17 protein-coding genes, 1 tRNA gene and 1 pseudogene are annotated in these 22,161 nt (G+C 60.4%); 7 read left to right on the top strand and 12 right to left on the bottom strand.

Features of this window, described 5'->3' with window-relative positions; genetic code table 11:
• Positions 1–21: 21 nt before the first annotated feature.
• A complete protein-coding gene (locus ORY85_RS04535) occupies positions 22–1,371 on the bottom strand; it encodes a DEAD/DEAH box helicase (protein ID WP_274571147.1) in 1,350 nt (449 codons plus the stop codon).
• 361 nt (positions 1,372–1,732) lie between these two features.
• Here ORY85_RS04535 and ORY85_RS04530 point away from each other — a divergent pair, with 361 nt between their 5' ends.
• The 5 genes from ORY85_RS04530 to ORY85_RS04510 all read left to right on the top strand — a co-directional run bounded on the left by ORY85_RS04530 (position 1,733) and on the right by ORY85_RS04510 (position 7,019).
• Entirely contained in the window at positions 1,733–2,677 is a 945-nt protein-coding gene (locus ORY85_RS04530; protein ID WP_274571149.1) for a class I SAM-dependent methyltransferase, read from the top strand.
• 419 nt (positions 2,678–3,096) lie between these two features.
• The gene (locus tag ORY85_RS04525; RefSeq protein ID WP_274571150.1) at positions 3,097–4,362 is read left to right on the top strand and encodes a GntP family permease; all 1,266 of its coding nucleotides are present in this window, start codon (positions 3,097–3,099) and stop codon (positions 4,360–4,362) included.
• A gap of 44 nt (positions 4,363–4,406) precedes the next feature.
• Entirely contained in the window at positions 4,407–5,558 is a 1,152-nt protein-coding gene (locus tag ORY85_RS04520) for a glycerate kinase (RefSeq protein ID WP_274571151.1), read from the top strand.
• Between the two features lie 94 nt (positions 5,559–5,652).
• The gene (locus ORY85_RS04515) at positions 5,653–6,840 is read left to right on the top strand and encodes an acetylornithine/succinyldiaminopimelate transaminase (protein WP_274571152.1); all 1,188 of its coding nucleotides are present in this window, start codon (positions 5,653–5,655) and stop codon (positions 6,838–6,840) included.
• A gap of 103 nt (positions 6,841–6,943) precedes the next feature.
• Positions 6,944–7,019: transfer RNA gene (locus ORY85_RS04510), tRNA-Thr, on the top strand.
• Between the two features lie 139 nt (positions 7,020–7,158).
• On the opposite strand, the gene dut is transcribed toward ORY85_RS04510, so the two are convergent.
• The 11 genes and pseudogenes from dut to ORY85_RS04455 all read right to left on the bottom strand — a co-directional run bounded on the left by dut (position 7,159) and on the right by ORY85_RS04455 (position 19,842).
• The gene (dut, locus tag ORY85_RS04505) at positions 7,159–7,611 is read right to left on the bottom strand and encodes a dUTP diphosphatase (RefSeq protein ID WP_274571153.1); all 453 of its coding nucleotides are present in this window, start codon (positions 7,609–7,611) and stop codon (positions 7,159–7,161) included.
• A 43-nt stretch (positions 7,612–7,654) separates the two neighbouring features.
• On the bottom strand, positions 7,655–10,204 hold the full coding sequence (gene glnD / locus ORY85_RS04500) for a [protein-PII] uridylyltransferase (RefSeq protein WP_274571154.1): 2,550 nt from the start codon (positions 10,202–10,204) through the stop codon (positions 7,655–7,657).
• 68 nt (positions 10,205–10,272) lie between these two features.
• A complete protein-coding gene (locus ORY85_RS04495; protein ID WP_274571155.1) occupies positions 10,273–11,697 on the bottom strand; it encodes a DHA2 family efflux MFS transporter permease subunit in 1,425 nt (474 codons plus the stop codon).
• A pseudogene (gene msrAB / locus ORY85_RS04490) lies at positions 11,676–12,635 on the bottom strand (bifunctional peptide-methionine (S)-S-oxide reductase MsrA/peptide-methionine (R)-S-oxide reductase MsrB); the annotation flags it as partial. The pseudogene msrAB and the gene ORY85_RS04495, both read right to left, overlap by 22 nt.
• Before the next feature lie 128 nt (positions 12,636–12,763).
• Positions 12,764–13,642, bottom strand: a complete 879-nt coding sequence (gene rpoH, locus ORY85_RS04485; protein WP_274571156.1) for an RNA polymerase sigma factor RpoH — start codon at positions 13,640–13,642, stop codon at positions 12,764–12,766.
• Between the two features lie 147 nt (positions 13,643–13,789).
• Positions 13,790–15,319: an apolipoprotein N-acyltransferase gene (gene lnt, locus ORY85_RS04480; protein ID WP_274571157.1), complete on the bottom strand. Its 1,530-nt coding sequence runs from the start codon at positions 15,317–15,319 to the stop codon at positions 13,790–13,792.
• A 16-nt stretch (positions 15,320–15,335) separates the two neighbouring features.
• Entirely contained in the window at positions 15,336–16,214 is an 879-nt protein-coding gene (locus tag ORY85_RS04475; RefSeq protein ID WP_274571158.1) for a DUF808 domain-containing protein, read from the bottom strand.
• 118 nt (positions 16,215–16,332) lie between these two features.
• Positions 16,333–17,517 carry a 5-demethoxyubiquinol-8 5-hydroxylase UbiM gene (gene ubiM / locus ORY85_RS04470; RefSeq protein ID WP_274571159.1) on the bottom strand — a complete coding sequence of 395 codons (1,185 nt, stop codon included), beginning with the start codon at positions 17,515–17,517 and terminating at the stop codon, positions 16,333–16,335.
• 125 nt (positions 17,518–17,642) lie between these two features.
• Positions 17,643–17,912 carry a DUF1289 domain-containing protein gene (locus ORY85_RS04465; RefSeq protein ID WP_274571160.1) on the bottom strand — a complete coding sequence of 90 codons (270 nt, stop codon included), beginning with the start codon at positions 17,910–17,912 and terminating at the stop codon, positions 17,643–17,645.
• Positions 17,913–17,919: 7 nt separating this feature from the next.
• The gene (locus tag ORY85_RS04460) at positions 17,920–18,351 is read right to left on the bottom strand and encodes a DNA polymerase III subunit chi (protein ID WP_274571161.1); all 432 of its coding nucleotides are present in this window, start codon (positions 18,349–18,351) and stop codon (positions 17,920–17,922) included.
• Positions 18,352–18,429: 78 nt separating this feature from the next.
• On the bottom strand, positions 18,430–19,842 hold the full coding sequence (locus tag ORY85_RS04455; protein ID WP_274571162.1) for a leucyl aminopeptidase: 1,413 nt from the start codon (positions 19,840–19,842) through the stop codon (positions 18,430–18,432).
• Between the two features lie 117 nt (positions 19,843–19,959).
• Between ORY85_RS04455 and lptF the strand changes: the two genes are divergently transcribed.
• Positions 19,960–21,072 (top strand): LPS export ABC transporter permease LptF, encoded by a 1,113-nt coding sequence (gene lptF / locus ORY85_RS04450; protein WP_274571163.1) that lies wholly within the window; start codon positions 19,960–19,962, stop codon positions 21,070–21,072.
• A complete protein-coding gene (gene lptG, locus ORY85_RS04445) occupies positions 21,069–22,139 on the top strand; it encodes an LPS export ABC transporter permease LptG (RefSeq protein WP_274571164.1) in 1,071 nt (356 codons plus the stop codon). The genes lptF and lptG overlap by 4 nt, the downstream gene beginning before the upstream one ends.
• Positions 22,140–22,161 lie beyond the last annotated feature (22 nt).

The raw sequence follows: 22,161 nt of genomic DNA, 5'->3' as shown, positions 1-22,161 counted from the left end.
CTTTTTGCTGCATGATGCCGTTCAGCGGCTGCGCGTTTTGTTTTTCACCCCGTCTTTGGCAAAGCCTTTGCCGCGCGGTTTGAAGCCGTCTTTGCTGCCGAACGTGTTTTCGCGTTTGGCAGCATCTTTTCTGCCGCCCCGTTTTTTGTCTTTGTCGAAACCGCCTTTGCCGCCCCAATGGCCGTTTTGGCGGCGGCCTTTGGCGGCTGTGCCGTTTTTGCTGCGTTTGCGGGTGGGTTCCAGTCCTTCGATGCTGACTTCGGGAATTTTGCGGCCGATGAATTTCTCGATTTTGTGGACTTTGACATATTCATTGACTTCGGCGAACGTCAGCGCAATGCCGGTGCGGCCGGCACGGCCGGTACGGCCGATGCGGTGGACATAGTCTTCGGCCTGTTTGGGCAGGTCGTAATTGATGACGTGGGTGATGGTCGGCACGTCGATGCCGCGCGCGGCCACATCGGTGGCGACGAGGATTTTGCAGCGGCCTTTGCGCAGATCCGTCAGCGTGCGGTTGCGCCAGCCCTGCGGCATGTCGCCGTGCAGGCAGTTGGCGGCAAAGCCTTTTTCGTACAGATCGTCGGCGATGACTTCGGTCATGGCTTTGGTGGACGTGAAAATCACGGCCTGATCGATATTGGCATCGCGCAGGATATGGTCGAGCAGGCGGTTTTTATGCCGCATATCGTCGCAGTATAAAAGCTGTTCTTCGATTTTGCCTTGGTCGTCTACCCGTTCGATTTCGATGATTTCGGGATTGTCGGTGAGTTTTTTGGCCAGTTTGCCGACTGCGCCGTCCCATGTGGCGGAAAACAGCAGGGTTTGGCGGTCGGCGGGCGTGGCGGCAACGATGGTTTCGATGTCGTCGATAAAGCCCATGTCGAGCATACGGTCGGCTTCGTCGAGAATCAGCACTTCCAGGCGGTTGAAATCGACTTTGCCGCTGCGCATCAAGTCCATCAGACGGCCGGGCGTGGCGACCACCAGATCGACGGGTTTGGACAGCGCGCGGGTCTGGAAGCCGAACGATGCGCCGCCGACGATGCTGACGGTGCGGAACCATTTCATGTTTTTGGCGTAGGCCTGTGCGTTTTTCTCTACTTGTGCGGCCAGTTCGCGGGTGGGGGTCAGCACCAGTGCGCGCGGCCCTTTGCCGCTTTTTTCGCTGCGGCGGGTCAGTTTTTGCAGCGTGGGCAGCAGGAATGCGGCGGTTTTGCCCGAACCGGTTTGCGCAGAGGCCATAATATCGTGTCCGGCCAGTGCGGCGGGCAGTGCCTGCGCCTGAATCGGCGTGGGCGTGTCATAGCCTTCGTTTTTGAGGGCGGACAGAATGTTTTTATCGGAAATCAGGTCGGAAAAATGAATGCTCATGCGTGTTTTTCTTCGGGGACGACAACGCGTTCCGCCCGGCAGGCGGGCGGCCATGAAGCATGGGGAATCGAGGGGCAATAGCCGCTATTGCGTCCGGATTACGGTTGCCGCAGGCAAAGCCTGTGGTTGACATCGGCGGCAACCTGCAACTTGCGATTTGTTTGGCGGCAAACAAATGGAAACTACGGAGAAAAGGCCGTCTGAAATCGGGCAGAACGGCATTTAGGCTGACTGGCGATGGCTTCATTGACAGAATCAAGCGGCGGATTATGGGGATTTTCTTGCGGGCGGTCAAGCAAATTCGGGTAAAATAAGCCCCGTGTCCAACCTGTGATTTTCAGACGGCCTCCGTCTTGTCTCTATGACCGATTTTTCTCCTTTTGCCAACCGATTGGGCAAAAACATCAAACACCTGATGAAATGGGCGCGCCGCAACCAAATCGAAGCGTGGCGGCTGTACGACCGCGATGTGCCGCAGTTTCCTTTTGCTGTGGATATGTACGGAGAGCGTATCCATTTGCAGGAATACGACACCGGCTGGCTGCTGCCGCCTGCGGAACACGAAGCGTGGCTGGCGGGCGCGGTGGAGGCGGTATCGTTCGTTACCGGCTTTGCCCCCGCGCACATCCGACTGAAACGGCGCGAGCGGCAGAAGGGACGGGAACAGTATGAAAAAACCGGTTTGGCGGGCGAAGATTTTGTCGTACACGAACACGGCCGCCGTTTTTGGGTGAATCTCGACAAATATCTCGATACCGGCCTGTTTCTCGACCACCGTCCCACGCGCAAGGCAGTGGGCGAAATTGCGGCGGGCAAGCGTTTTCTCAATCTGTTTGCCTATACGGGCAGTTTCAGCGTGTATGCCGCCACGGGCGGGGCGGCGGAGAGCGAAACCGTGGATTTGTCGAATACTTATCTGGACTGGACGGCGCGCAATTTCGATTTGAACGGCATCGACCGAGAACGGCACCGGATTGTCCGCGCCGATGTCTTCCAATATCTGCGCGATGCGGCTGCGGCGGGCAGGCAGTTTGATTTGGTGGTGATGGATCCGCCGAGTTTTTCCAACAGCAAAAAAATGCGCGATATTCTGGACATACAGCGCGACCAGCAGACGCTGGTGGACGGTGCGATGCGCCTGCTGTCGCCCGACGGCGTGCTGTATTTTTCCAACAACCTGCGCTCGTTTACGCTGGATACCGGGTTGGCGGCGCGTTATCGGGTGTGCGATATTTCCCGCCATTCGGTACCGGAAGATTTCCGCAATAAAAAGATTCATCAGTGCTGGCAGATACGGCACGCTTGAAGGCCGTCTGAAAAAAACGGCGGCCTGAAAAACGGCGGTGCCGGATTCGGGAGTCAGGCCGATATTAAGTCAGACATAGTCGGGTTCCTTTGATGTTGACGGATGTTAAATCAAGGAACGCGGATCGGGTCGGTGCAAATCATCATGGCTGTGGATCAAAGATACGGTGAAGTTTTGTTCCGTTCCTTCGAGCCTGTCATATATCGGGCCGTCTGAAAAACGGTATCGGCGGAAGTCTGTTTTCAGACGGCCTCAGACCCGTTCGGTATCCGTTTTATTTTTGATGAGCATGGACGGCGGCGCGGCGGGTTGGAGGCTGATTGAATATGGCGGATTTTCAGACGGCCGCTGCGGCCCGGCTGAGGTGTGGAAACGGAAGTCGGGATTCAATCATTCAAGTTTTTTCAGGAGGAGGCGCGATGACGGCGGTAACGACTTTGGGCGCATTGGTTGCGTTGACGGTGGCGGTGGTACTGATTTTGCGCAAAGTGCCGCCTGCCTACGGCATGATGGCGGGCGCTTTGGCCGGCGGCATCATCGGCGGTGCGGGTTTGGGCGAAACGGTGGCGCTGATGATCGGCGGTGCGCAGGGAATTACCACGGCCGTGATGCGCATTTTGGCGGCGGGTGTGCTGGCGGGTGTGCTGATTGAGTCGGGTGCGGCGGCCGTGGTGGCGCAAACCGTGGTGGCGAAGCTGGGCGGACACCGTGCTTTGGCGGCCTTGTGCCTGGCCACGCTGGTGCTGACGGCGGCAGGCGTATTTGTTGATGTGGCGGTGATTACGGTCGCACCGATTGCGCTGGTGCTGGCGCAGCAGACCGGTTTGTCCAAACCGGCGGTGCTGCTGGCGATGATCGGCGGCGGCAAGGCGGGCAATCTGATGTCGCCCAATCCGAACGCGATTGCGGCGGCTGATGCGTTCGGTGTGCCGCTGACTTCGCTGATGGCCGCGGGCATCGTGCCGGCCGTTTTCGGTGCGGCGGCCACCTGTTTTCTGGCCAAACGGCTGGCGGCCAAAGGCAGCCGCGTGGATGCGGCAGAGATACCGGCGGGCTTACCCGCGCATGAAATGCCCCCGTTCTGGGCGGCTGCGGCCGGCCCGCTGACGGCGGTTGCACTGCTGGCTTTGCGGCCGTTGGCGGGCATCAGTATCGACCCGCTGGTTGCGCTGCCTGCGGGCGGCTTGGCCGGTGCGCTGCTGATGGGGAAAATCCGCCGCAGCGGAGTATATGCGGCAGGCGGTTTGGCCAAAATGATGCCGGTGGCGGTCATGCTGCTGGGGACGGGTGCGCTGGCGGGTGTGATCGCCAATTCGGGGCTGAAAACGCTGCTGATTGATGCTCTGGCCGCATCGGGTCTGCCGCCTTATGTGCTGGCACCGGTGTCGGGTGCGCTGATGTCTCTGGCGACGGCTTCGACCACGGCCGGTACGGTGGTGGCTTCGGGGGCGTTCGGCGGGACGCTGGCCGAATTGGGGGTGGCCGCGCTGGCCGGTGCGGCGATGATACATGCGGGCGCGACGGTGTTCGACCATATGCCGCACGGTTCGTTTTTCCATGCCACAGGCGGCAGTGTGGGTATGGCGGTGCGCGAACGGCTGAAACTGATGCCGTATGAAAGTGCGGTGGGCTTGGTGATGGCGGTGGTGTCCACGCTGGTGTTCGGTGTGTCCGGCTGGTTTTAACAGGCGGATTTTCAGACGGCCTGAACGGCTGTGGAGAAAATGTGATGAAAGTAGTGATTGCACCGGATTCGTTTAAAGAAAGCCTGAGCGCGGATCAGGTGGCGCGGGCGGTGGAGCGGGGGTGGCGCAAAGTCTTTCCTGATGCGGATTATGTGCGGATACCGATGGCCGACGGCGGTGAAGGGACGGTCGAGTCTTTGTGCGATGCTTTGGGCGGCCGTCTGGAAACGGTTGAGGTAACTTCGCCGACGGGTGGGCGGCACCGAGCGCAGTTTGCCGTCTCCGGCGACGGGGAAACCGCCGTACTGGAAATGGCGGCGGCCAGCGGCCTGCATCTGGTGCCGCCGTCCGAGCGCAACCCGCTGACGGCAAGCAGCTACGGCACGGGCGAATTGATACGCGCCGCGCTCGATTTGGGCGTGAAACGGATCATTCTCGGCATCGGCGGCAGTGCCACCAACGATGCGGGGGCGGGGATGCTGTGCGCCTTGGGCGCGCGTCTGACCGATGAGGCGGGCAGGCCGCTGGCGGCAGGCGGTGCGGCTTTGGCCCGGCTGGCGCGGCTGGATTTGTCGGGGCTGGACCGGCGGCTGCACGATGTAGACATTCAGACGGCCTGTGATGTGGACAATCCCTTGTGCGGCGCAAACGGCGCATCGGCGGTGTTCGGGCCGCAGAAAGGTGCGGATGCGGCGATGGTGGCGCAGCTGGACGCGGCTCTGCGCCGTTTTGCCGATGTGGCGCGGCACGACTGCGGAACCGATATGGCAGATGTGGCCGGTGCGGGTGCGGCGGGCGGTATGGGCGGCGGCCTGCTGCTGTTGCCGCAAGTGCGCCTGCGTCCGGGCGTGGAGATTGTTGCCGAAGCGGTCGGTCTGGCGGAGAAAGTGGCTGCTGCCGACTGGGTCATTACCGGCGAGGGCCGAATGGACGGCCAGAGCATACGCGGCAAAACACCGGTGGGCGTGGCCAAAACCGCCAAGCGGTTCGGCAAACCCGTTATCGCGCTGGTGGGCGGGGTGGGTAGAGATTACGCTGCGGTGTACGGGTACGGCATCGATGCGGTGGTGCCGGTGTTGCAGCGGATAGACAGCCGCGAAAATATTTTGGCCGCTGCCGCGCAGAACATCGAAGCGGCGGCGGAAAATACCGCCCGCCTGCTGAAAACCGCGATGGCGGCGGGCAAGGCCGTCTGAAACAGGCCGGAAGACAGGCGGCAGGACAATCCGTGCGCCCATTCAGACGGCCTGATGTGCCGCACGTCCAGCAGATATGGAAAGGAACAACACCATGAACCGTTATTTAACCCCCAATTTCGCCTTTGCACCGATCATACCCGAGCGCGGCTTGGGCAGCCGTGTGTGGGATACGCAGGGGCGCGAATATATCGACTTGGCCGGCGGCATTGCCGTAAACGCTTTGGGACACTGCCACCCGGCTTTGGTGGCCGCGCTGACCGGACAGGCAGGCAAGCTGTGGCACATCTCCAACCTCTACACCACCGAAGCGGCACAGGCTTTGGCCGAACGGCTGACCAAACATACTTTTGCCGATAAAGTCTTTTTCTGCAATTCCGGTGCCGAAGCCAACGAGGCCGCGCTGAAACTGGCGCGCAAATACGCGCGCGACCATTTCGGCAGCGGCAAAAACGAAATCGTCGCCTGCACCAATGCCTTTCACGGCCGCACACTGTTTACCGTTTCTGTGGGCGGCCAACCCAAATACAGCAGCGATTTCGCCCCGCTGCCCGCCGGTATCCGCCATATTCCGTTTAACGATGTCCAAGCCCTGCGCGGTGCGGTGAACGGACAGACCTGCGCGGTCATCATCGAGCCGGTGCAGGGCGAAAGCGGCGTACTGCCTGCCGATGCCGAGTTTTTGCAGGCTGTACGCGAAGTGTGCGACCGCCATCAGGCCGCGCTGATTTTCGATGAAGTGCAAACCGGTATGGGGCGAACCGGCCGCCTGTTTGCCCATCAGCAATACGGCACGTTGCCCGATATACTGACCAGCGCCAAAGCACTCGGCGGCGGTTTCCCCATCGGCGCGATGCTGACAACCGACCGCTTTGCGCCGTCGTTCGGTCTCGGCACGCACGGCTCGACTTTCGGCGGCAATCCGCTGGCCTGCGCGGTGGGTGCGGCCGCTTTCGATGTGATTAACAGCGAAGCCACGCTGGACAATGTGCGTGTGCAGGGCGAAAAACTGCGCAGCCGTCTGGCCGACATCGGCCGCCGCTATGGCGTGTTTGACGAAGTGCGCGGGCAGGGGCTGCTGATCGGCTGCGTGTTGGCCGGAGCCTATCGCGGGCGGGCGGGCGAATTGAGTGCCGCCGCGCTGAATGCGGGCGTGATGGTGCTGGTGGCGGGCGGCGATGTGCTGCGTCTGGCACCGAGCCTGCTGCTGAATGATGACGACGCCGGAGAAGGCTTGGCACGTTTGGAAAACGCAGTGGCGGAATGGGTTGCTGCGGGCTGATTTTATTCGGTTTAAAAACATTGCGATAAACCGATTTTGCCGGAAAAACGGCATTATGCCCTTGCTAAGGGAAAAAGAAAGGGGCATAATGCCAGCTTGTTCAGCCGGTGTAGCTCAGTTGGTAGAGCACCTGACTTGTAATCAGGGGGTCGCGAGTTCGAATCCTGCCGCCGGCACCAGAATAACAAGATACCGCCTTTCGGGGCGGTATTTTTGTATTGGGGCCGTCTGAAAACGCAGAAAAAGTTCTGCGTTTTCAGACGGCCGATCCGTATCTGTTTTCTGTTTTTGCGGTCTGCGGCATGACCGTTGCCGTCGTCAGGCTTTGCCGGTGCTGCCGAAGCCGCCTTCGCCGCGTTCGCTGCGGGCAAATTCGGTAACGACTTTGAACGCGGCCTGTACTACGGGAACGATTACCATCTGGGCAATGCGTTCGAACGGTTCGACGGTGAACGGTTCGCTGCTGCGGTTCCACAGCGAAACTTTCAATTCGCCCTGATAGTCCGAGTCAATCAGTCCCACCAGATTGCCCAGTACGATGCCGTGTTTGTGGCCGAGTCCCGAGCGCGGCAGCAGTACGGCGGCATAGTCGGGGTCGGCCAGATGGACGGCCAGCCCGGTAGGAATCAGGGCGGCTTCGCCCGGGGCGAGTGTGAGGGCGGTGTCCAGACAGGCGCGCAGGTCGAGGCCGGCGGAACCGGGGGTGGCGTAGGCGGGCAGTTTGTCCGCCATTTCTGGGCGCAGAATTTTGAGTTCGATTTCGGTTTGCATGGTTGTTTCCATTAAAAAGCGCGGATTATAGCGCGGATTGTGTCTACTCGCTCAGGCAGTCGAGCAGGTCGCGTTTGAAGGCCAGGCGGCGGTTGGTGTCGCCCAGTTGCGGGCAGAAGAGCCAGAAGCTGTCTTCCGCGCGTTCGTCCAGCGTGTTGATTTTGGCGTAGCGCAGGCTGATGCCGTGGCGGTTGAATACATCGGCAATATCGGCCAGCAGGTAGGGGCGGTTGACGGCGATAACGTCCAGACTGTACCAGCCGGCATGTTCTTCGTCGGCCACCAGTTCGACAACGGGCGGTATCGGCAGATGGCGCGCGCGCCGGCCGGGCCGGCCGCCGCCGCCGTCGATTCGGGCGTTGCCGGCGATAAAGGCATGCAGTTCGCTGTTCAGACGGCGTATGGTGCGCTCGGTATCGGCTTCGTCGAATCCGGCGGGAAGCTGCACTAAGAACGTATCCAGAACATAATCGTGTGCGCTGACAAAGGCGCGTGCGGCGGCAATATCCAGCTGATTCCGGCTGAAAATGCGGCACAGGCGGGCAAACAGGCGCGGACGGTTGGGCAGGTAGACCATCACTTGCAGCAGGCCGGGGGCGAGATAGGGGCGGATTTGCACGCACGCCGCTTCGGGGTCGGCCGCCAGATGGGGCAGATGCCAGACGATTTCCTGTTTTTCGTGGCGGACGAAATAGGCATCGCCCAGTGCCTGCCACAAACGGCGCTGCTGTTTGGTATCGAAGCCCGCTTGGGCCAGCACTTCGGCGGCAGCTTCCTGACGGCGGCTGCTTAATAGGGCACGGCTGTCGGTTTGGCCGGAAAAACGGCGGTTGGCCGTCTGAAAAAGTGTTTCGAGCAGATTGGCTTTCCACGAATTCCAGATTTTCGGGTTGGTGCCCCGGATGTCGGCCACGGTCAGCAGATAGAGTGCCGCCAGCCGTTCGGGTGTCTGTACTTTGGCGCAGAAGCGTTCGATAACGGCGGGGTCGCCGATGTCTTCTTTTTGCGCGGTCAGCGACATCAGGAGATGGTCTTCCACCAGCCAGCACAATAGTGCGGTATCGGCCGCGTCGAGAAAATGGTCTTCGGCAAAACGGCGCGCATCGGCAACGCCCAGTTGGGCATGGTCGCCGCCGCGCCCTTTGGCGATGTCGTGGAACAGGGCGGCCAGATACAGGATATGGGGTTTGTCGAATGCGGCCATCTGCGCGCTGGCAAAAGGCAGCTCGTGCGCGTGTTCTTCCTGATTCAGACGGCGTATATTGCGCAGAACGGTCAGGATATGGTCGTCTACGGGATAAATGTGGAACAAATCGTGTTGGAGCAGGCCGACGATTTTGCCCCACGCGGGCAGGTAGCGGCCGAGTACGCCGTAGAGATTGAGAAAACGCATCACACGGGTCAGCCCGCTGCCGTGGCGGAACAGGCCGATAAAGCGGCGGCGGTTGGCTTCGTTTTCGTAGAAGCGGCGGTTGATTTTGCGGGCGGCCGCCCACCACGCGCGCAGGGTGTCGGGGGCGAGGGCGGTCAGGCCGCTGCGTTTCTGCAACCATTCGACGGCGGTCAAAATCTGTTCGGGCTGCTTGCGGAACAGATGGATGTCGTACACGGCAATCAGGCGGCCGACCTGATAATAATGCCCGTCAATCGGGCGCACGATGCGCGGCAGGCGCGAGTAAACACGTCCGGCCAGCACGGGCAGCAGAATGCCGTTGAGCTGTTTGACGGCTTTGGCGGCACGGTAGAACGTGTGCATCAATTGTTCGCTGCGGCAGCGGTTGTCGCCGTGGAAACCCATGCTGCCGGCAATGCGGCTTTGCAGGTCGAACAGCAGGCGGTCCTGTTCCCGTCCTTCGGCCAGATGCAGTTCGATACGGATTTGCGCCAGCGTTTTGTGGCTGTGCATCAACTGTCCCGCTTCGGCGCGGGTCAGCAGGCGTTTGGCTGTCAGTTCGCCGATGTCGGCACTCAGTCCCTGCGCTTTGGCTAGCCAGATCATAGTGTGGATGTCGCGCAGGCCGCCGGGGCAGGTTTTGACGTTCGGTTCGAGTACCGCGCCGGAGCCCTGCTGTTTGTTGTGCCGCTCCTGCATTTCCAGCAGTTTGCCTTCGATAAAGGCGGCCGGGTTGTGCGAGCGTATGAGTGTGCGGGTCAGGCGGTCGGCCAAGGTGCGGCTGCCGCACAGAAAGCGCGCTTCGAGCAACGCGGTTTCGGCGGTCAAGTCGTCGGCGGCTGCGGCGGCCAGTTCGGTTGCTGTGCCGGTTTTGACGGCGGGCGTGAGGCCGTTGTCCCATAAAAACTGCACGAAATCCGCTATGCTTTCGCGCTCGGCGGCAGTTGCTTCGGTTTCGGTAACCAAAGCCAGATCCAGGTCGGAATGCGGATACATTTCGCCGCGCCCGTAGCCGCCCACGGCGAGCAGGCAGAACGGCGTACCGGCAAACCGCTGCTGCCACAGCGACTGCATCAGGGTGTCGAGTGCCGCGCCGTATTGGCGGAAAAAACGGCCGGGGCGGCGGTGGCGCAGGTAGGCTGCCGCTGCCTGTTCTTTTTGCTGCCGCATCAGCGATACGGCCTGTCGGGGCGTGTGCATGGCGTTTCCTTATGGCGGACAGGCCGTCTGAAAAACGGATAGGGCGGCTGTGCCGGTATCCGCCGTTTTCAGACGGCCCCGGCGGGACGGATCAGGTTGGCACCGTCCCGCGGGTGCAGGCGGGCAAAGACGCAGGCAGAAGCAAAGGTAATGCTGCCGATTGTCAGAAAAGTGTAGCGGAAGGCGTCGTGAATTTCGGGTGCGGCGGCGGGCCAGCTGCGGAAAGCGTTGAGCAGCATCGCGCCCAGTGCGATGCCGAAACTGATGGCCAACTGCTGATTGACGGCCATCAGGCTGTTTCCGCTGCCCGCATGGACGGGCCGCAGGTCGGCAATGGTCAGTGTGTTCATGGCCGAGTATTGCAGCGAGTTGCACAGGCCGAGCACAAACAGCATCGGCATCAGGAGCCACAGCGGCGTGGACGCGTCGGGCAGGGCGAAGGACATGATGATCAGGCCGATCAGGCGGGTATTCCAGACCAGAACGGTGCGGTAGCCGAGCCGGTCCATCAGCGGTTTGATCAGCGGCTTCATCAGCAGGGCGGCCAGTCCGACCGGTGCCAGAACCCAGCCTGCGGTACTGGCACTGCGGCCGAAAGCCACTTGCAGCAGCAGCGGCATCAGAAACGGCATGGCCGCCATGCCCAGACGGCTGAGCAGGTTGCCGATGATGCCGATGCGGAAGGTGCGCACCAGAAACAGCCTGGGCGGGTACAGCGAGCGTTCGCCGTCCTGCCGCGCGTGCAGACGGAAGCGGTACAGCCCGAACAGCCCCAGCAGCAGGCAGAGGGCGGCCGCCAAGGGACTGCCGTTTTGCGACAGTATTTCCACCGCCAGACTCAGCCCTACGGCAGCCAGTGCGAAGAGCAGGAATCCCGGTGTATCGAAACGGGGTTTGCCGCCTGCGGGGGCGTAAAAATCGGGCATGATTCTGCTGCTCAGCCACAAGGCGGCCGCACCGATAGGCAGATTAATCAGGAAAATCCAATGCCAGCCCGCATAGTCCACCAGATAACCGCCCAGTACCGGCCCCAGAATCGGCCCCAGCAGCGCGGGCATGATGATGTAGTTCATCGTTTGCAGCAGCCGGGATTTATCGTAGGCGCGCAAAACGACCAGTCTGGGTACCGGAACCAGCATGGCACCGCCCAAGCCCTGTATGATGCGTGCGGCGACCAGTATGGTAAGGTTGGGGGCGGCGGCGCACAGTGCCGAACCGGCGACAAACAGTGCCAGCGCGGCGATAAAGACTTTTTTCGTACCGAAGCGGTCGCACAGGTAGCCGCTGGCAGGCATCAGCAGTGCCAGCGTCAGGGCGTAGGAGATGACGGCCGACTGCATATTGAGCGGTGACTGGTTCAAATCCTGCGCCATTTTCGGCAGTGCGGTATTGAGAATGGTCGCATCCAGCATCTGCATGAAAATCACCACCGCCATCAGCGTCGGCAGCCATTTCGACGGCGCGGGCGGTATCAGCCGATTGTTGCTTTCCATGCGCCGTAACCTTCTTTTTCCATTTCCGCCAGCGGGATAAAGCGCAGGGCGGCACCGTTAATGCAGAAGCGCAGGCCGCCCGATTCGGGCGGGCCGTCGGGGAAGACGTGCCCCAGATGCGAATCGGCGTGGCGGCTGCGCACTTCCACCCGCTGCATGCCGTGGCTGAGGTCTTGGCGGGCGGTAAGCGCGTCGGGTGCAATCGGGCGGCTGAAACTCGGCCAGCCGCAGCCGGAATCGAATTTGTCGCCTGAGGCAAACAGCGGCTCGCCGCTGACAATATCGACATAAATGCCTTCGGCAAACAGGCGGTCGTATTCGTGGCTGAACGGGTGTTCGGTTCCGGCTTCCTGTGTGATGCGGAACTGTTCGGGATTCAGACGGCGTTTGAGTTCGGCTGTATCGGGTTGGCGGTAGGTTTCGGCCTGAAAGCCTTTGGGCGCGGCTTTGCCCGCCAGCGGCACACTGGCCAGGCTGAGATCGATATGGCAGTAGCCGTCGGGATTTTTGCCCAGATAGTTTTGATGATAGTCTTCGGCGGGGTAGAAATGCACCAGCGGCAGGCATTCCACCGCCAGCGGTTCGCGGTATTGTGCTTGGACTTCGGCCAATGCGCTGCGGATAACGGGCAGGTCGGCTTCGCCGGTGTAATAGATGCCGGTGCGGTACTGGCTGCCGCAGTCGTTGCCCTGACGGTTTAGCGAAACGGGATCGATCAGGCGGAAATAGTGGCGCAGAATATCGTCCAGACTGACCGCCGCGCTGTTATAGACGATTTTGACTGTTTCGGCGTGGCCGCTGTTGCGGCGGCAGACGTCTTCGTAGCTTGGATTGGCGGTACGGCCGTTGGCGTAGCCGGAAACGGCATCGATGATGCCGCCGATGCGCCGGAAATAGGCTTCTATGCCCCAAAAGCAGCCGCCGGCCAAATAGATGGTGGAGGGAAGTGTCATGATGGTTCTTTCTTCGTGGTGGGGGCGGTCAGCTGTGCCGCCCGGTCAGCCCTCTTGCGGAAAAAGGCCGTCTGAAACCGTGTGCGGGCGGATTTCAGACGGCCTTTCGGGTTTTAACCGCCGGTTTCTTCGGCCAGAAAGCCGCGCAGTTTCTGCATCGCTTTGACTTCGATTTGGCGGATCCGTTCGGCGGATACGCCGTATTCTTCGGCCAGCTGGTGCAGGGTCAGCCCGCCGTCGTCTTGCAGCCAGCGGGTTTCGACAATGCGCCGGCTGCGGTCGTCCAGCTTGGCCAGTGCGTTTTGCAGGCCTTCGGTTTGCAGGGCGTAATGTGCTTTCTGCTCGATTTGGCGGGTCGGTTCGGTGTCGTTGTCGGCCAGCCAGTCGATAGGGGCGAAGTTCTTGTCGTCATCGTCGCTGTTGTCGGCCAGCAGGGCGACATCGCGGCCGGTCATGCGTTGTTCCATTTCCATCACGTCCGACAGTTTCACGCCCAAGTCGTCGGCAATGGCCTGCGCTTCTTTCGGGCTGAGTGCGGAGAGCGATTTGCGCATGGAACGCAGGTTGAAAAACAGTTTGCGCTGCGGCTTGGTGGTGGCCACGCGCACCAGCCGCCAGTTGCGCAGGATAAATTCGTGGATTTCGGCCTTAATCCAATGCACGGCGAAAGAAAACAGGCGTGCGCCGCGGTCGGGTTCGTAACGTTTGACGGCTTTCATCAGGCCGATATTGCCTTCCTGAATCAGGTCGGCCTGATTGAGGCCGTAGCCGTCGTAGCCGCGCGCGATGGAAACGACCACGCGCAGATGCGACAAAATCAGCTGTTTGGCCGCTTCCATATCGCCGGCCATTTTGCGCTCGGCCAGCGAATGCTCTTCTTCGGGCGTGAGCATGGGAATGCTGTTGACCGTGTGGATATACTGTTCGAGGCTGCCGTGCCCGCTGGGGACGGGCAGGGTAACGGGGCGTTCGGCTAGGGCGGTTTGGCTCATGCGGGTCTTTCTGATGGGTGTGTTCAGGCCGTCTGAAAACGGCTTCGGCCGGATGGTTTTGTGTATCGGCCGTTGAAAAAGTTTGCCGGTGCAAAGCAGTTACTAATACAGGATACGTGCGGTACTGTCCAGATTTTCGGGGTTAATTTATGTATCTTTGCGCCGTGTCAGCCTGCCGTGCAGCACCAGTGCGGCGACGGCGGCGGCCACCGCCCACAGCCAGCGGCTGCCGTACATCATATAGGGCGTTTGGCCGCTCATGCCCTGTACCGTGCCTTCGAGGGTGGTTTCGGTATCGGGCAGGGCTTGGGAGACGATGCGTCCTTTGTGATCGACGATGGCGGTGGCGCCGGTATTGGTGGCGCGCACCATGTAGCGTCCCAGTTCGAGTGCGCGTGCCTGGGATTGTTGGAGCTGCTGGAACATGGCGTTGGAACGGCCGTACCAGGCCATGTTGCTGATGTTCGCCAACAGGGTGGCTTGCTGTGCGGAAGCAATCAACTCTTCGCCGAAGCCGTCTTCATAACAGATATTGAAGGCCACTTTTTGCCCGGCCATGTCAAATGGGGGCTGTGCCGCGCCGCCGCGCCGGAAATCGGACAGCGGCATATCCATCAGGCGGTAGAGCGGTTCGGTCAGCGCGGGCAGCGGTTTGTATTCGCCGAACGGCACAAGATGGTTTTTGGAATAGGCGGGCAGTGGTGTGCTGCCGGCCGTATCGGCGGTCAGGTGGACGGCCGAATTGAGATAGGCGCTGCGGGTGTCGTCGGTATATTGCGGTATGCCCACGGCCAGCGCGCTGCCGTTGGCACGGGCGGCGGCGGCAAATTCGTCCAGCACGCTTTGAGGCAGATCCTGCCGCATGGCCGGAATGGCGGTTTCGGGCAGAATGACGATATCGGCACGGGCATCGGCCACGCGGCGGTAATAGGTTTGCAGAGTGGGCAGGAATTGGTCTTCACGGAATTTCAGCCCCTGTTCGATATTGCCCTGTATCAGGGCAACGCTGACGGGACGGCCGACGGGGCGGGTGTAGTCGGTTTGTTTGAACCAGATGCCCAGCATCAGATAAAACGCCATACAGACGGCCAGCACAACACGGCTGCGCAGCGGAGTGGCGCGCGAAACCAGCAGGTAGAGCCATGTGCCGCAGGCGGCGGTAACGAGCGTGAGCAGGTGGATGCCGCCGATGCTGATCCAGCCGGCCAAGGGCGAGGCGTCGGCAATTTGCGAGTAGCCCAATGCGCCCCAGCCGAAACCGGTCAGCAGGCGTTCGCGGGCGAATTCGGCCAGCGTCCAGCACAGCGGCAGGACGATGCCGGCCGATAACAGGCGCGGCAGGCGGGTCTGCCGCCACAGCCACACCGCCGCCGCCGGAAACAGTGCCAGATAGGCGGGCAGCAGGAACGTGAGCGGCACGGCATAGAGTTTGGGCAGGCCGGAAACGGTATGCAGCGCGGTATACACCCAATAAAACTGGGCGGTATAGGCGGTCAGACCGAATACATAGGCACTGCGGATCTGCCGCTCGGGGCGCAGGTGCAGCAGGGCGGTCAGTACGGCAAAAAGCAGCGGCATCAGCCAGAACAGATAATACGGCGCAAAAGCCAGCGGCGTGGCGGCGGCGGTCAGAATGAGCAGCGGCCAATAATAAAGGGGGCGGGCAAGCAGATTCATACGGCCTCGGGATCGGTTAATGGGTGTTTTGGCGTGCAGACCATTTTTTCAGCGGCAAAACCACCGCGCAGACCACCGCGCAGACCAGCGCGCCGATTATCAGGCCGACAATTAAATTGGCCGCCTGTGCCGTCAGGCCGCTGTCCCAGTGCATTTGGTGCAGAAAGGCAGAAACGGCGGGCATGCCGTGGACGATAATTCCGCCGCCGACCAAAAACATGGCCAGAGTACCCGCAATGCTCAGGCCGCGCATCAGCCACGGCATCACCGCGATGATGCCCCGTCCGGCTGCCTCAGCCGTGCGCCCTTTGTTCATGAGGTAGAGGCCGAAATCGTCCAGCTTCACAATCAGCGCGACCAGCCCGTAAACCAAAACCGTCATGCCCAGACCGACGGCCGAGAGCATCAGTGCGCGTTCGGCCAAGCCGGTACCGGCACCGGCCACACCCAGTGCAATCACAATGATTTCGGCCGAAAGGATAAAGTCGGTACGGATTGCGCCTTTGATTTTGGCGTTTTCGTCCATTGGTTCGGCTTCGTCCGGTTGGGTTTGGCCGGACGGGAAAAATTTGTGCAGCAGTTTTTCCACGCCTTCAAAACACAGAAATGCACCGCCCGCCATCAAAAGCGGTGTAATCAGCCAGGGAGCCAGCCAGGAAATCAGCAGGGCGGCGGGAATCAGAATGAGTTTATTGACCAGTGACCCTTTGGCCACTTTCCAGATAACCGGCAGTTCGCGTTCGGCCGATATGCCGGTAACTTGGTTGGCATTGAGTGCCAAATCGTCGCCGACGACACCGGCGGTTTTTTTGGCGGCCATTTTGGTCATCAGCGCGACATCGTCGAGCATGGAAGTGATGTCGTCGAGCAGCATCAACAGGGAAGCGGAGGCCATATACAGCCTTTCTGCACAAATGATTGTCAATAAGAAGCCGGAAAGGCCGCAGCGGCAGTTTCGTGCTGCACGCAGACGGCCTTTGCGGACGGGAGGGCGCAGTATTATAGCGGAAAACCTAGCCCGTGAGCTGACGGGTAATCAGGGCTTTGACCGGCGGCAGATTGTTGCTGACGCGCAGAACCAGATTGCGCAGCAGTTTGGCCGGTGCCGCTTCGTTGGTGAACAGGCGCACCATCATATTGGTACCGTGATAAAGCGGGCGGGTATTGAGCTGGTGTTTGGTATGGTATTTTTCCAGCAGCGCGGCTGCACCGATGTCGCGGCCGCCGCGTGCGGCTTCGGCAATCAGTCTGCCCAGAATATCGGCACTTTCCAGCCCCAGATTGAAGCCGTGGGCGGTAACGGGGTGCATACCGACGGCCGCATCGCCGATCAGTGCGGCACGGGTGGTGTAAAACTTGTCGGCATGTACGCCCACCAGCGGGTAAGTGTGCAGGCTGCCCGCTTTTTCCATTTTGCCCAGACGGCCTTTGAGCTGGGCCTCGATGTCGGCGGCTAATGCTTCGTCGGACAGGGCCAACAGGGCGGGGGCTTTGTCGGCATCGATGGTAATCACGCAGTTGGTCAGATTTTCTTCCAGCGGCAGCAGGGCGAGCGTGCGGCCGTATTGGAAAAACTCCACGGCGGTATGTTCGTTGCTGTGCTCGTGGCGGAAACGGCACACTATCACGGTGCGGCCGAAATCGTGCATATCGGCGGCAATGCCCAGCTGGCGGCGGGTTTGCGAAAAACGGCTGTCGGCTGCCACCAGCAGGCGGGCGGTCAGCGTTTGGCCGTTGTCGAGCAGGACTTCGGCCTGTTCGGGTGTGGTTTTGGCGGTTTTGACGCCCACGCCGCACAACAGTTCGATGTTGGCGCAGCCGGCAACCGATTCGTAGGCGGCTTTGCGGATGTTGTGGTTGGAAATCAGGTTGCCCAAACGGTCGGTTTTGCCGCCGCGCGCCCGGCTGGGCTGGGGGAAGTGCAGCTGGTAGGACGAATTGCCGTTCCAGACTTTGGCTTCTTTGAGCGGGTAGATTTCGTTTTCGGCGATGCGCTGCCAGATGCCCAGATTTTCCATGATTTCTTTGGATAAGTGGGTCAGTGCGATTTCGCGGCCGTCGTAAGGAGGATTTTGAATGTCTTCAAGCGGGCTTTTTTCGATCAGGGTAATGCGCAAACCGCTGTCGGCCAAGGTGCGCGCAAAGCTCAAACCGGCCGGGCCTGCGCCGACAATCAGAATATCGGAATGCGTGTTCATAGTGGTCTCTCGTCGGAAAGGTATCGGGTGTAAGGATAGCAAAAAAAGCGGCCGCAGGGGGATAAAGTCGGGCGGGTCTTATCCGGGTCAAACCGGTCAGGCCGTCTGAACATGCCGGCCCGTTTTCAGACGGCCTGACCAGAGCCGGAAAAATCGAAATGGTCTTGTTCGGGTGCCGGGCCGAAGTCTTCCAGTCTGTCGAGTGCGGCCTGTTGCAGCTTTTTGCGCCGCTGCGCGAGCAGGCGCATGATTTGGTGTTTCTGGCCGTCGGTCAGGTGCAGCCAGTAGAGCCGTTCTTCGCGGCTTCTCAGGCAGCCTTTGCAGTAGCCTTTGTTGTTCACTTGGCATACGCCGGTGCAGGGGCTGGGAATGTCGAAAAAATCGGCCTGCTCCATGTTCCGTTCAGCCCTTGTTGTGCATATTGTGGTGTGTGAGAGTAAATCCCTGACGGCGGTAGGCGGCAAAGCGGTTGCGCGCAGCGGCCAGTTCGTCTTCGCCGCTACCGATGATTTCGAGCACGCGCACGGTCTCGCCCGCACCGTGCCAGATTTGCTGCGACAGGTTTAACACCGCGCGCCCGCCGGAGGATTCGGGCAGGCTGCCGCTGCCGATCAGGACGGGAACATCATCGGGCAGACGGCCGTCGGTAAGGGGTTCGTGCGGCAGGAAGCTTTCGGGCGGAATCTGCCACAGCAGTCTGTCCCATTCGAGGGCTTCACTTTCGCTGTCCGTCCAGATCAATACCCGGCTGCCTGCCGACAGGGCGCGGCGGCACAGGCGGGCAACAAAGGGCGGCAAGTCGGCAACATGGGTGTAGAAAGTGGCTTCGGACATGGGGAGGCCGTCTGAAAAAGGAAAGAGAAAACGGGAAAGCGGCGCAGCCGTTGGGAACGGGCTGCGCCGGTGCGGCATTTAAGCGCGGTTTTTCAGAAATTGCAGCAGCAGCGGTACCGGCCGGCCGGTTGCGCCTTTGTCTTTGCCCGATTTCCACGCCGTTCCCGCGATGTCCAAATGTGCCCACGGATAGTTTTCGGCAAAGTGGGCGAGGAAAGTGGCGGCGGTAATCGTACCGGCGGCGCGGCCGCCGATGTTTTGCAGGTCGGCAAAATTGGATTTGAGCTGCTCTCTGTATTCTTCAAACAGCGGCAGTTGCCAGATTTTGTCGTTGCTTTCGCGCGAAGCGGCCAGAAGTTCGTCCACCAGCTCCTGACGGTTGCCCATCACGCCGCTGGCGACATGGCCCAGTGCGATGATGCAGGCACCGGTCAGCGTGGCGACATCGATCACGGCGGCCGGTTTGAACTGTTCGGCATAAGTGAGTGCGTCGCACAAGACCAGACGGCCTTCGGCATCGGTATTGAGATTTTCGATGGTGATGCCGTTCATGGCTTTGACAATGTCGCCAGGCTTGGCCGCACCGCCGTCGGGCATATTTTCGCACGCGGCCACCACGGCAATCAGATTGACGGGCAGTTTGGCTTTGACTGCGGCGACAAATGTGCCGATGACGCTTGCTGCGCCGCACATGTCGTATTTCATTTCGTCCATGGCTTCGCCCGGTTTGAGCGAGATGCCGCCGCTGTCAAACGTCAGCCCTTTGCCGACCAGCACCACGGGGGGGGCAGATGAATCAGCCGCGCCGAAATAGGAAAGTTCCAGCAGTTTCGGTTCCTGCACGCTGCCTTTGGCCACGCCCCAGAAAGAGGGCATATGGTTTTCAATATAGTCGCGGCCGAGAATTTTGCCCGCCGCACCGGCCTGTTCGGCTTCGGCTTTGGCGGTTTCGGCCAGATAGGTCGGGGTGCAGACATTCGGCGCGGTATTGGCCAAATCTTTGCACAGATTGATGCCGTACAGTGCCGCCCGGGCAAAGGCAAGGGCCTGTTCCACTACGGCGGCGTGCCGGTCGTGGCAAAACGCGATATTTTTCAGTTCGGCCGGTTTGGCTTCTTTTTTGAAACGGTCGAAACGGTAAACCGCAGCACCGGCGGCCAGCGTGAAGATTTCGGCCACGCGCGGGCTGTCGGTTTCGCAGAACGGGGTTAAGTCCACATCGACAGCCTGCTGTTTCTGTGCCCAGGCGGCGGCTTCGGCAGCGGCTTTTTCGACGGTTTTGCGGTCGAGATCGGCCAGACACGCTACGGCCGCGCCGTTCAGACGGCCGTTTTCCACGGTTTGCGCGGCGGCAAAGCATTCGCCTTCTTTGAGCGAGGCGCGCAGCAGTTTGGCGGCCTCATCGTTTAACGGGCTGTCCGGGGTACAGAAATAGAGGCGGGCGCGGCCGGAGTCCGGCTGCAATTTCTCGGCTTTTGTGCTAAATTCCACGTTTTCTCTCCGATAACCGGCAGGCGGAAAAAGCACGTACGAACGGCTTTTCAGACGGCCTGCTATGATAATGACGGCTCGGATTGTACTGCGGTTTGAGGCCGTCTGAAAACCATTATGATTTATCAACGCCATTTTATTAAAGAGCTGACGCTGACGGCAGTCGGTATTTTTGCGGTGCTGCTGGCGGTTTTGGTGTCCACGCAGGCGATTAATCTGTTGGGGCGCGCAGCCGACGGGCGGGTGGCGGCCGATGCGGTGGCCGCACTGATCGGTTTTTGGAGTCTGGGCATGACTCCGCTTTTGCTGGTGCTGACGGCCTATATCAGTGTGCTGGCGGTGCTGACCCGTTATTGGCGCGACAGTGAAATGGCGGTGTGGCTGGCGGGGGGGCTGTCGCTGCGTCAGTGGCTGCGGCCGATCTTGCAGTTCGCTCTGCCGTTTGCCCTGCTGATTGCGCTGATGCAGGTGTCCGTTTTGCCGTGGGCGGAGTTGCGCAGCCGCGAGTTTGCCGAAATTCTCAAACAGAAACAGGAGCTTTCTCTGGTGGAGCAGGGGGTGTTCCGCAGTTTGGGCAAAAGCGGCGGGCGGGTTTATTTTGTCGAAACCTTCGATGTCGGGTCGGGTTTGATGCGCAATCTGTTTTTGCGCGAGCGTGATGAAAAAGGGCGGGAAAATGTCGTCTTTGCCAAAGAAGGGCGTTTTTCTGCCGACGAAGGCAGACGCACGCTGGAACTGACGCAGGGTTACCGTTACAGCGGTGTGCCGGGGCAGGCCGATTACAACCGGGTGTCGTTCGAGCATATGAGTCTGCTGGTCAGCAGCAGCCCGAAGCTGGTCAGCCCCATAGACCACCGCCGTACGATTCCCACGGCCGATTTGATCGGCAGCAGTCAGCCCCAGTACAGAGCCGAGCTGATGTGGCGGCTTTCGCTGCCGGTTGCGGCACTGGTTTTGGTGGTTCTGGCACTGCCGCTGTCGTATTTCAATCCGCGTACCGGCCATACTTACAATATCTTGTCGGCCATCGGCGTTTTTCTGGTTTATCAAAACGGGCTGACGGTTTTGCGCAATGCCGTCGAAGACGGAAAAATCGGTTTTTGGGCGGGTTTTCTGCCGCTGCATACCGCGATGCTGCTGTTGGCTTTATGGCTGATCCGTTTGCGCAGTCTGCCTGCCCGGCCGCTGCGGCACGCGTTCAGACGGCCGGGGAAAGGGGGGGCGGCATGAAACTGATTGCCCGTTATCTTATCAGACAGTTGAGCGTAATGACGGTTTACGCGCTGCTGGCGTTTCTGGCACTGTATCTGTTTTTCGATTTGATGAATGAATCGGGCGACATCGGCAAAGGGACTTATACCGGCTTCAAAGCCATGCAGTATCTGGTTTTGCAGATTCCTGCCCATGTTTATGAACTGATGCCGCTGGCGGTGTTGATCGGCGGGCTGCTGGCTTTGAACCAGTTGGCGGCGGGCAGCGAAATCACTGTCATGAAAACCAGCGGAATGAGTACCGGAAACCTGATCGGCGTGCTGCTGTCTTTCGGGGCGGTTTTTGCGCTGGCAACGGCTGCTCTGGGCGAATGGGGTGCACCGGCAGCCAGCCGCAGTGCGGAAAATATGAAGGCGGCCGCACTCAGCGGCGGCGTGAGTGCCGGTGCGGGCGGGGTTTGGATTAAAGAAGGCGGTACCATTGTCAATGTTGCCGAAATGCTGCCCGACCGTACGCTGCGCGGCATTACCGCCTACCGGCACGACGGCGGTTTCAAGTTGGCCGAAAGCTGGCAGGCGGAGTCGGCCGTGGTCGGGCAAAACGGAATGTGGCGTCTGTATCAGGTCCGCCGCACCCTGCTGGCAGACGATGCGGTCAGTGTCTCGCAAAGCGTGCAGGAAGATTGGCAGGCAGGTATAGACGGGCAGCTGCTGGACGTTTTGCTGGTCGATCCCGCGCAAATGTCGGTGTCTGCGCTGGGCGCCTATATCGGCCACTTGGAGCAGAACCGCCAGCAGACCGGTGAATACCGCATAGCGTGGTGGCGCAAGCTGATGTATCCGGTGGCAACGGTGGTCATGGCATTGGTGGCGCTGGCGTTTACGCCGCAATCCACCCGCCACGGCAATATGGGGTTGAAGCTGTTCGGCGGTATCTGTCTGGGGCTGGCGTTTCATTTTGCCGGCCGTCTGTTCGGATTTAGCGGCGAGTTGTACGGTATGCCGCCGTTTTTGGCAGCAGCGCTGCCCACGCTGATTTTTGCCGCATGGGCGGTTTATCTGATCCGTAAGCAGGAAAAGCGTTAGCAGATGGAAATGAAACGGGGGC

This window comes from Neisseria leonii (genome assembly GCF_028776105.2).
Taxonomy (GTDB): domain Bacteria; phylum Pseudomonadota; class Gammaproteobacteria; order Burkholderiales; family Neisseriaceae; genus Neisseria; species Neisseria leonii.
Note: the sequence above shows the minus strand (reverse complement) of the source record. Positions and strands in the feature narration are given on the sequence as shown.

Coding starts and splice junctions, on each gene's coding strand:
- lnt (WP_274571157.1), bottom strand. CDS start 15,319: ATGAATCTGCTTGCCCGCCCCCTTTATTATTGGCCGCTGCTCATTCTG.
- ORY85_RS04525 (WP_274571150.1), top strand. CDS start 3,097: ATGACGGCGGTAACGACTTTGGGCGCATTGGTTGCGTTGACGGTGGCG.
- ORY85_RS04530 (WP_274571149.1), top strand. CDS start 1,733: ATGACCGATTTTTCTCCTTTTGCCAACCGATTGGGCAAAAACATCAAA.
- ORY85_RS04520 (WP_274571151.1), top strand. CDS start 4,407: ATGAAAGTAGTGATTGCACCGGATTCGTTTAAAGAAAGCCTGAGCGCG.
- glnD (WP_274571154.1), bottom strand. CDS start 10,204: ATGCACACGCCCCGACAGGCCGTATCGCTGATGCGGCAGCAAAAAGAA.
- rpoH (WP_274571156.1), bottom strand. CDS start 13,642: ATGAGCCAAACCGCCCTAGCCGAACGCCCCGTTACCCTGCCCGTCCCC.
- ORY85_RS04495 (WP_274571155.1), bottom strand. CDS start 11,697: ATGGAAAGCAACAATCGGCTGATACCGCCCGCGCCGTCGAAATGGCTG.
- ORY85_RS04515 (WP_274571152.1), top strand. CDS start 5,653: ATGAACCGTTATTTAACCCCCAATTTCGCCTTTGCACCGATCATACCC.
- lptG (WP_274571164.1), top strand. CDS start 21,069: ATGAAACTGATTGCCCGTTATCTTATCAGACAGTTGAGCGTAATGACG.
- ORY85_RS04465 (WP_274571160.1), bottom strand. CDS start 17,912: ATGGAGCAGGCCGATTTTTTCGACATTCCCAGCCCCTGCACCGGCGTA.
- ORY85_RS04535 (WP_274571147.1), bottom strand. CDS start 1,371: ATGAGCATTCATTTTTCCGACCTGATTTCCGATAAAAACATTCTGTCC.
- dut (WP_274571153.1), bottom strand. CDS start 7,611: ATGCAAACCGAAATCGAACTCAAAATTCTGCGCCCAGAAATGGCGGAC.
- ORY85_RS04475 (WP_274571158.1), bottom strand. CDS start 16,214: ATGGCCTCCGCTTCCCTGTTGATGCTGCTCGACGACATCACTTCCATG.
- ORY85_RS04460 (WP_274571161.1), bottom strand. CDS start 18,351: ATGTCCGAAGCCACTTTCTACACCCATGTTGCCGACTTGCCGCCCTTT.
- ubiM (WP_274571159.1), bottom strand. CDS start 17,517: ATGAACACGCATTCCGATATTCTGATTGTCGGCGCAGGCCCGGCCGGT.
- lptF (WP_274571163.1), top strand. CDS start 19,960: ATGATTTATCAACGCCATTTTATTAAAGAGCTGACGCTGACGGCAGTC.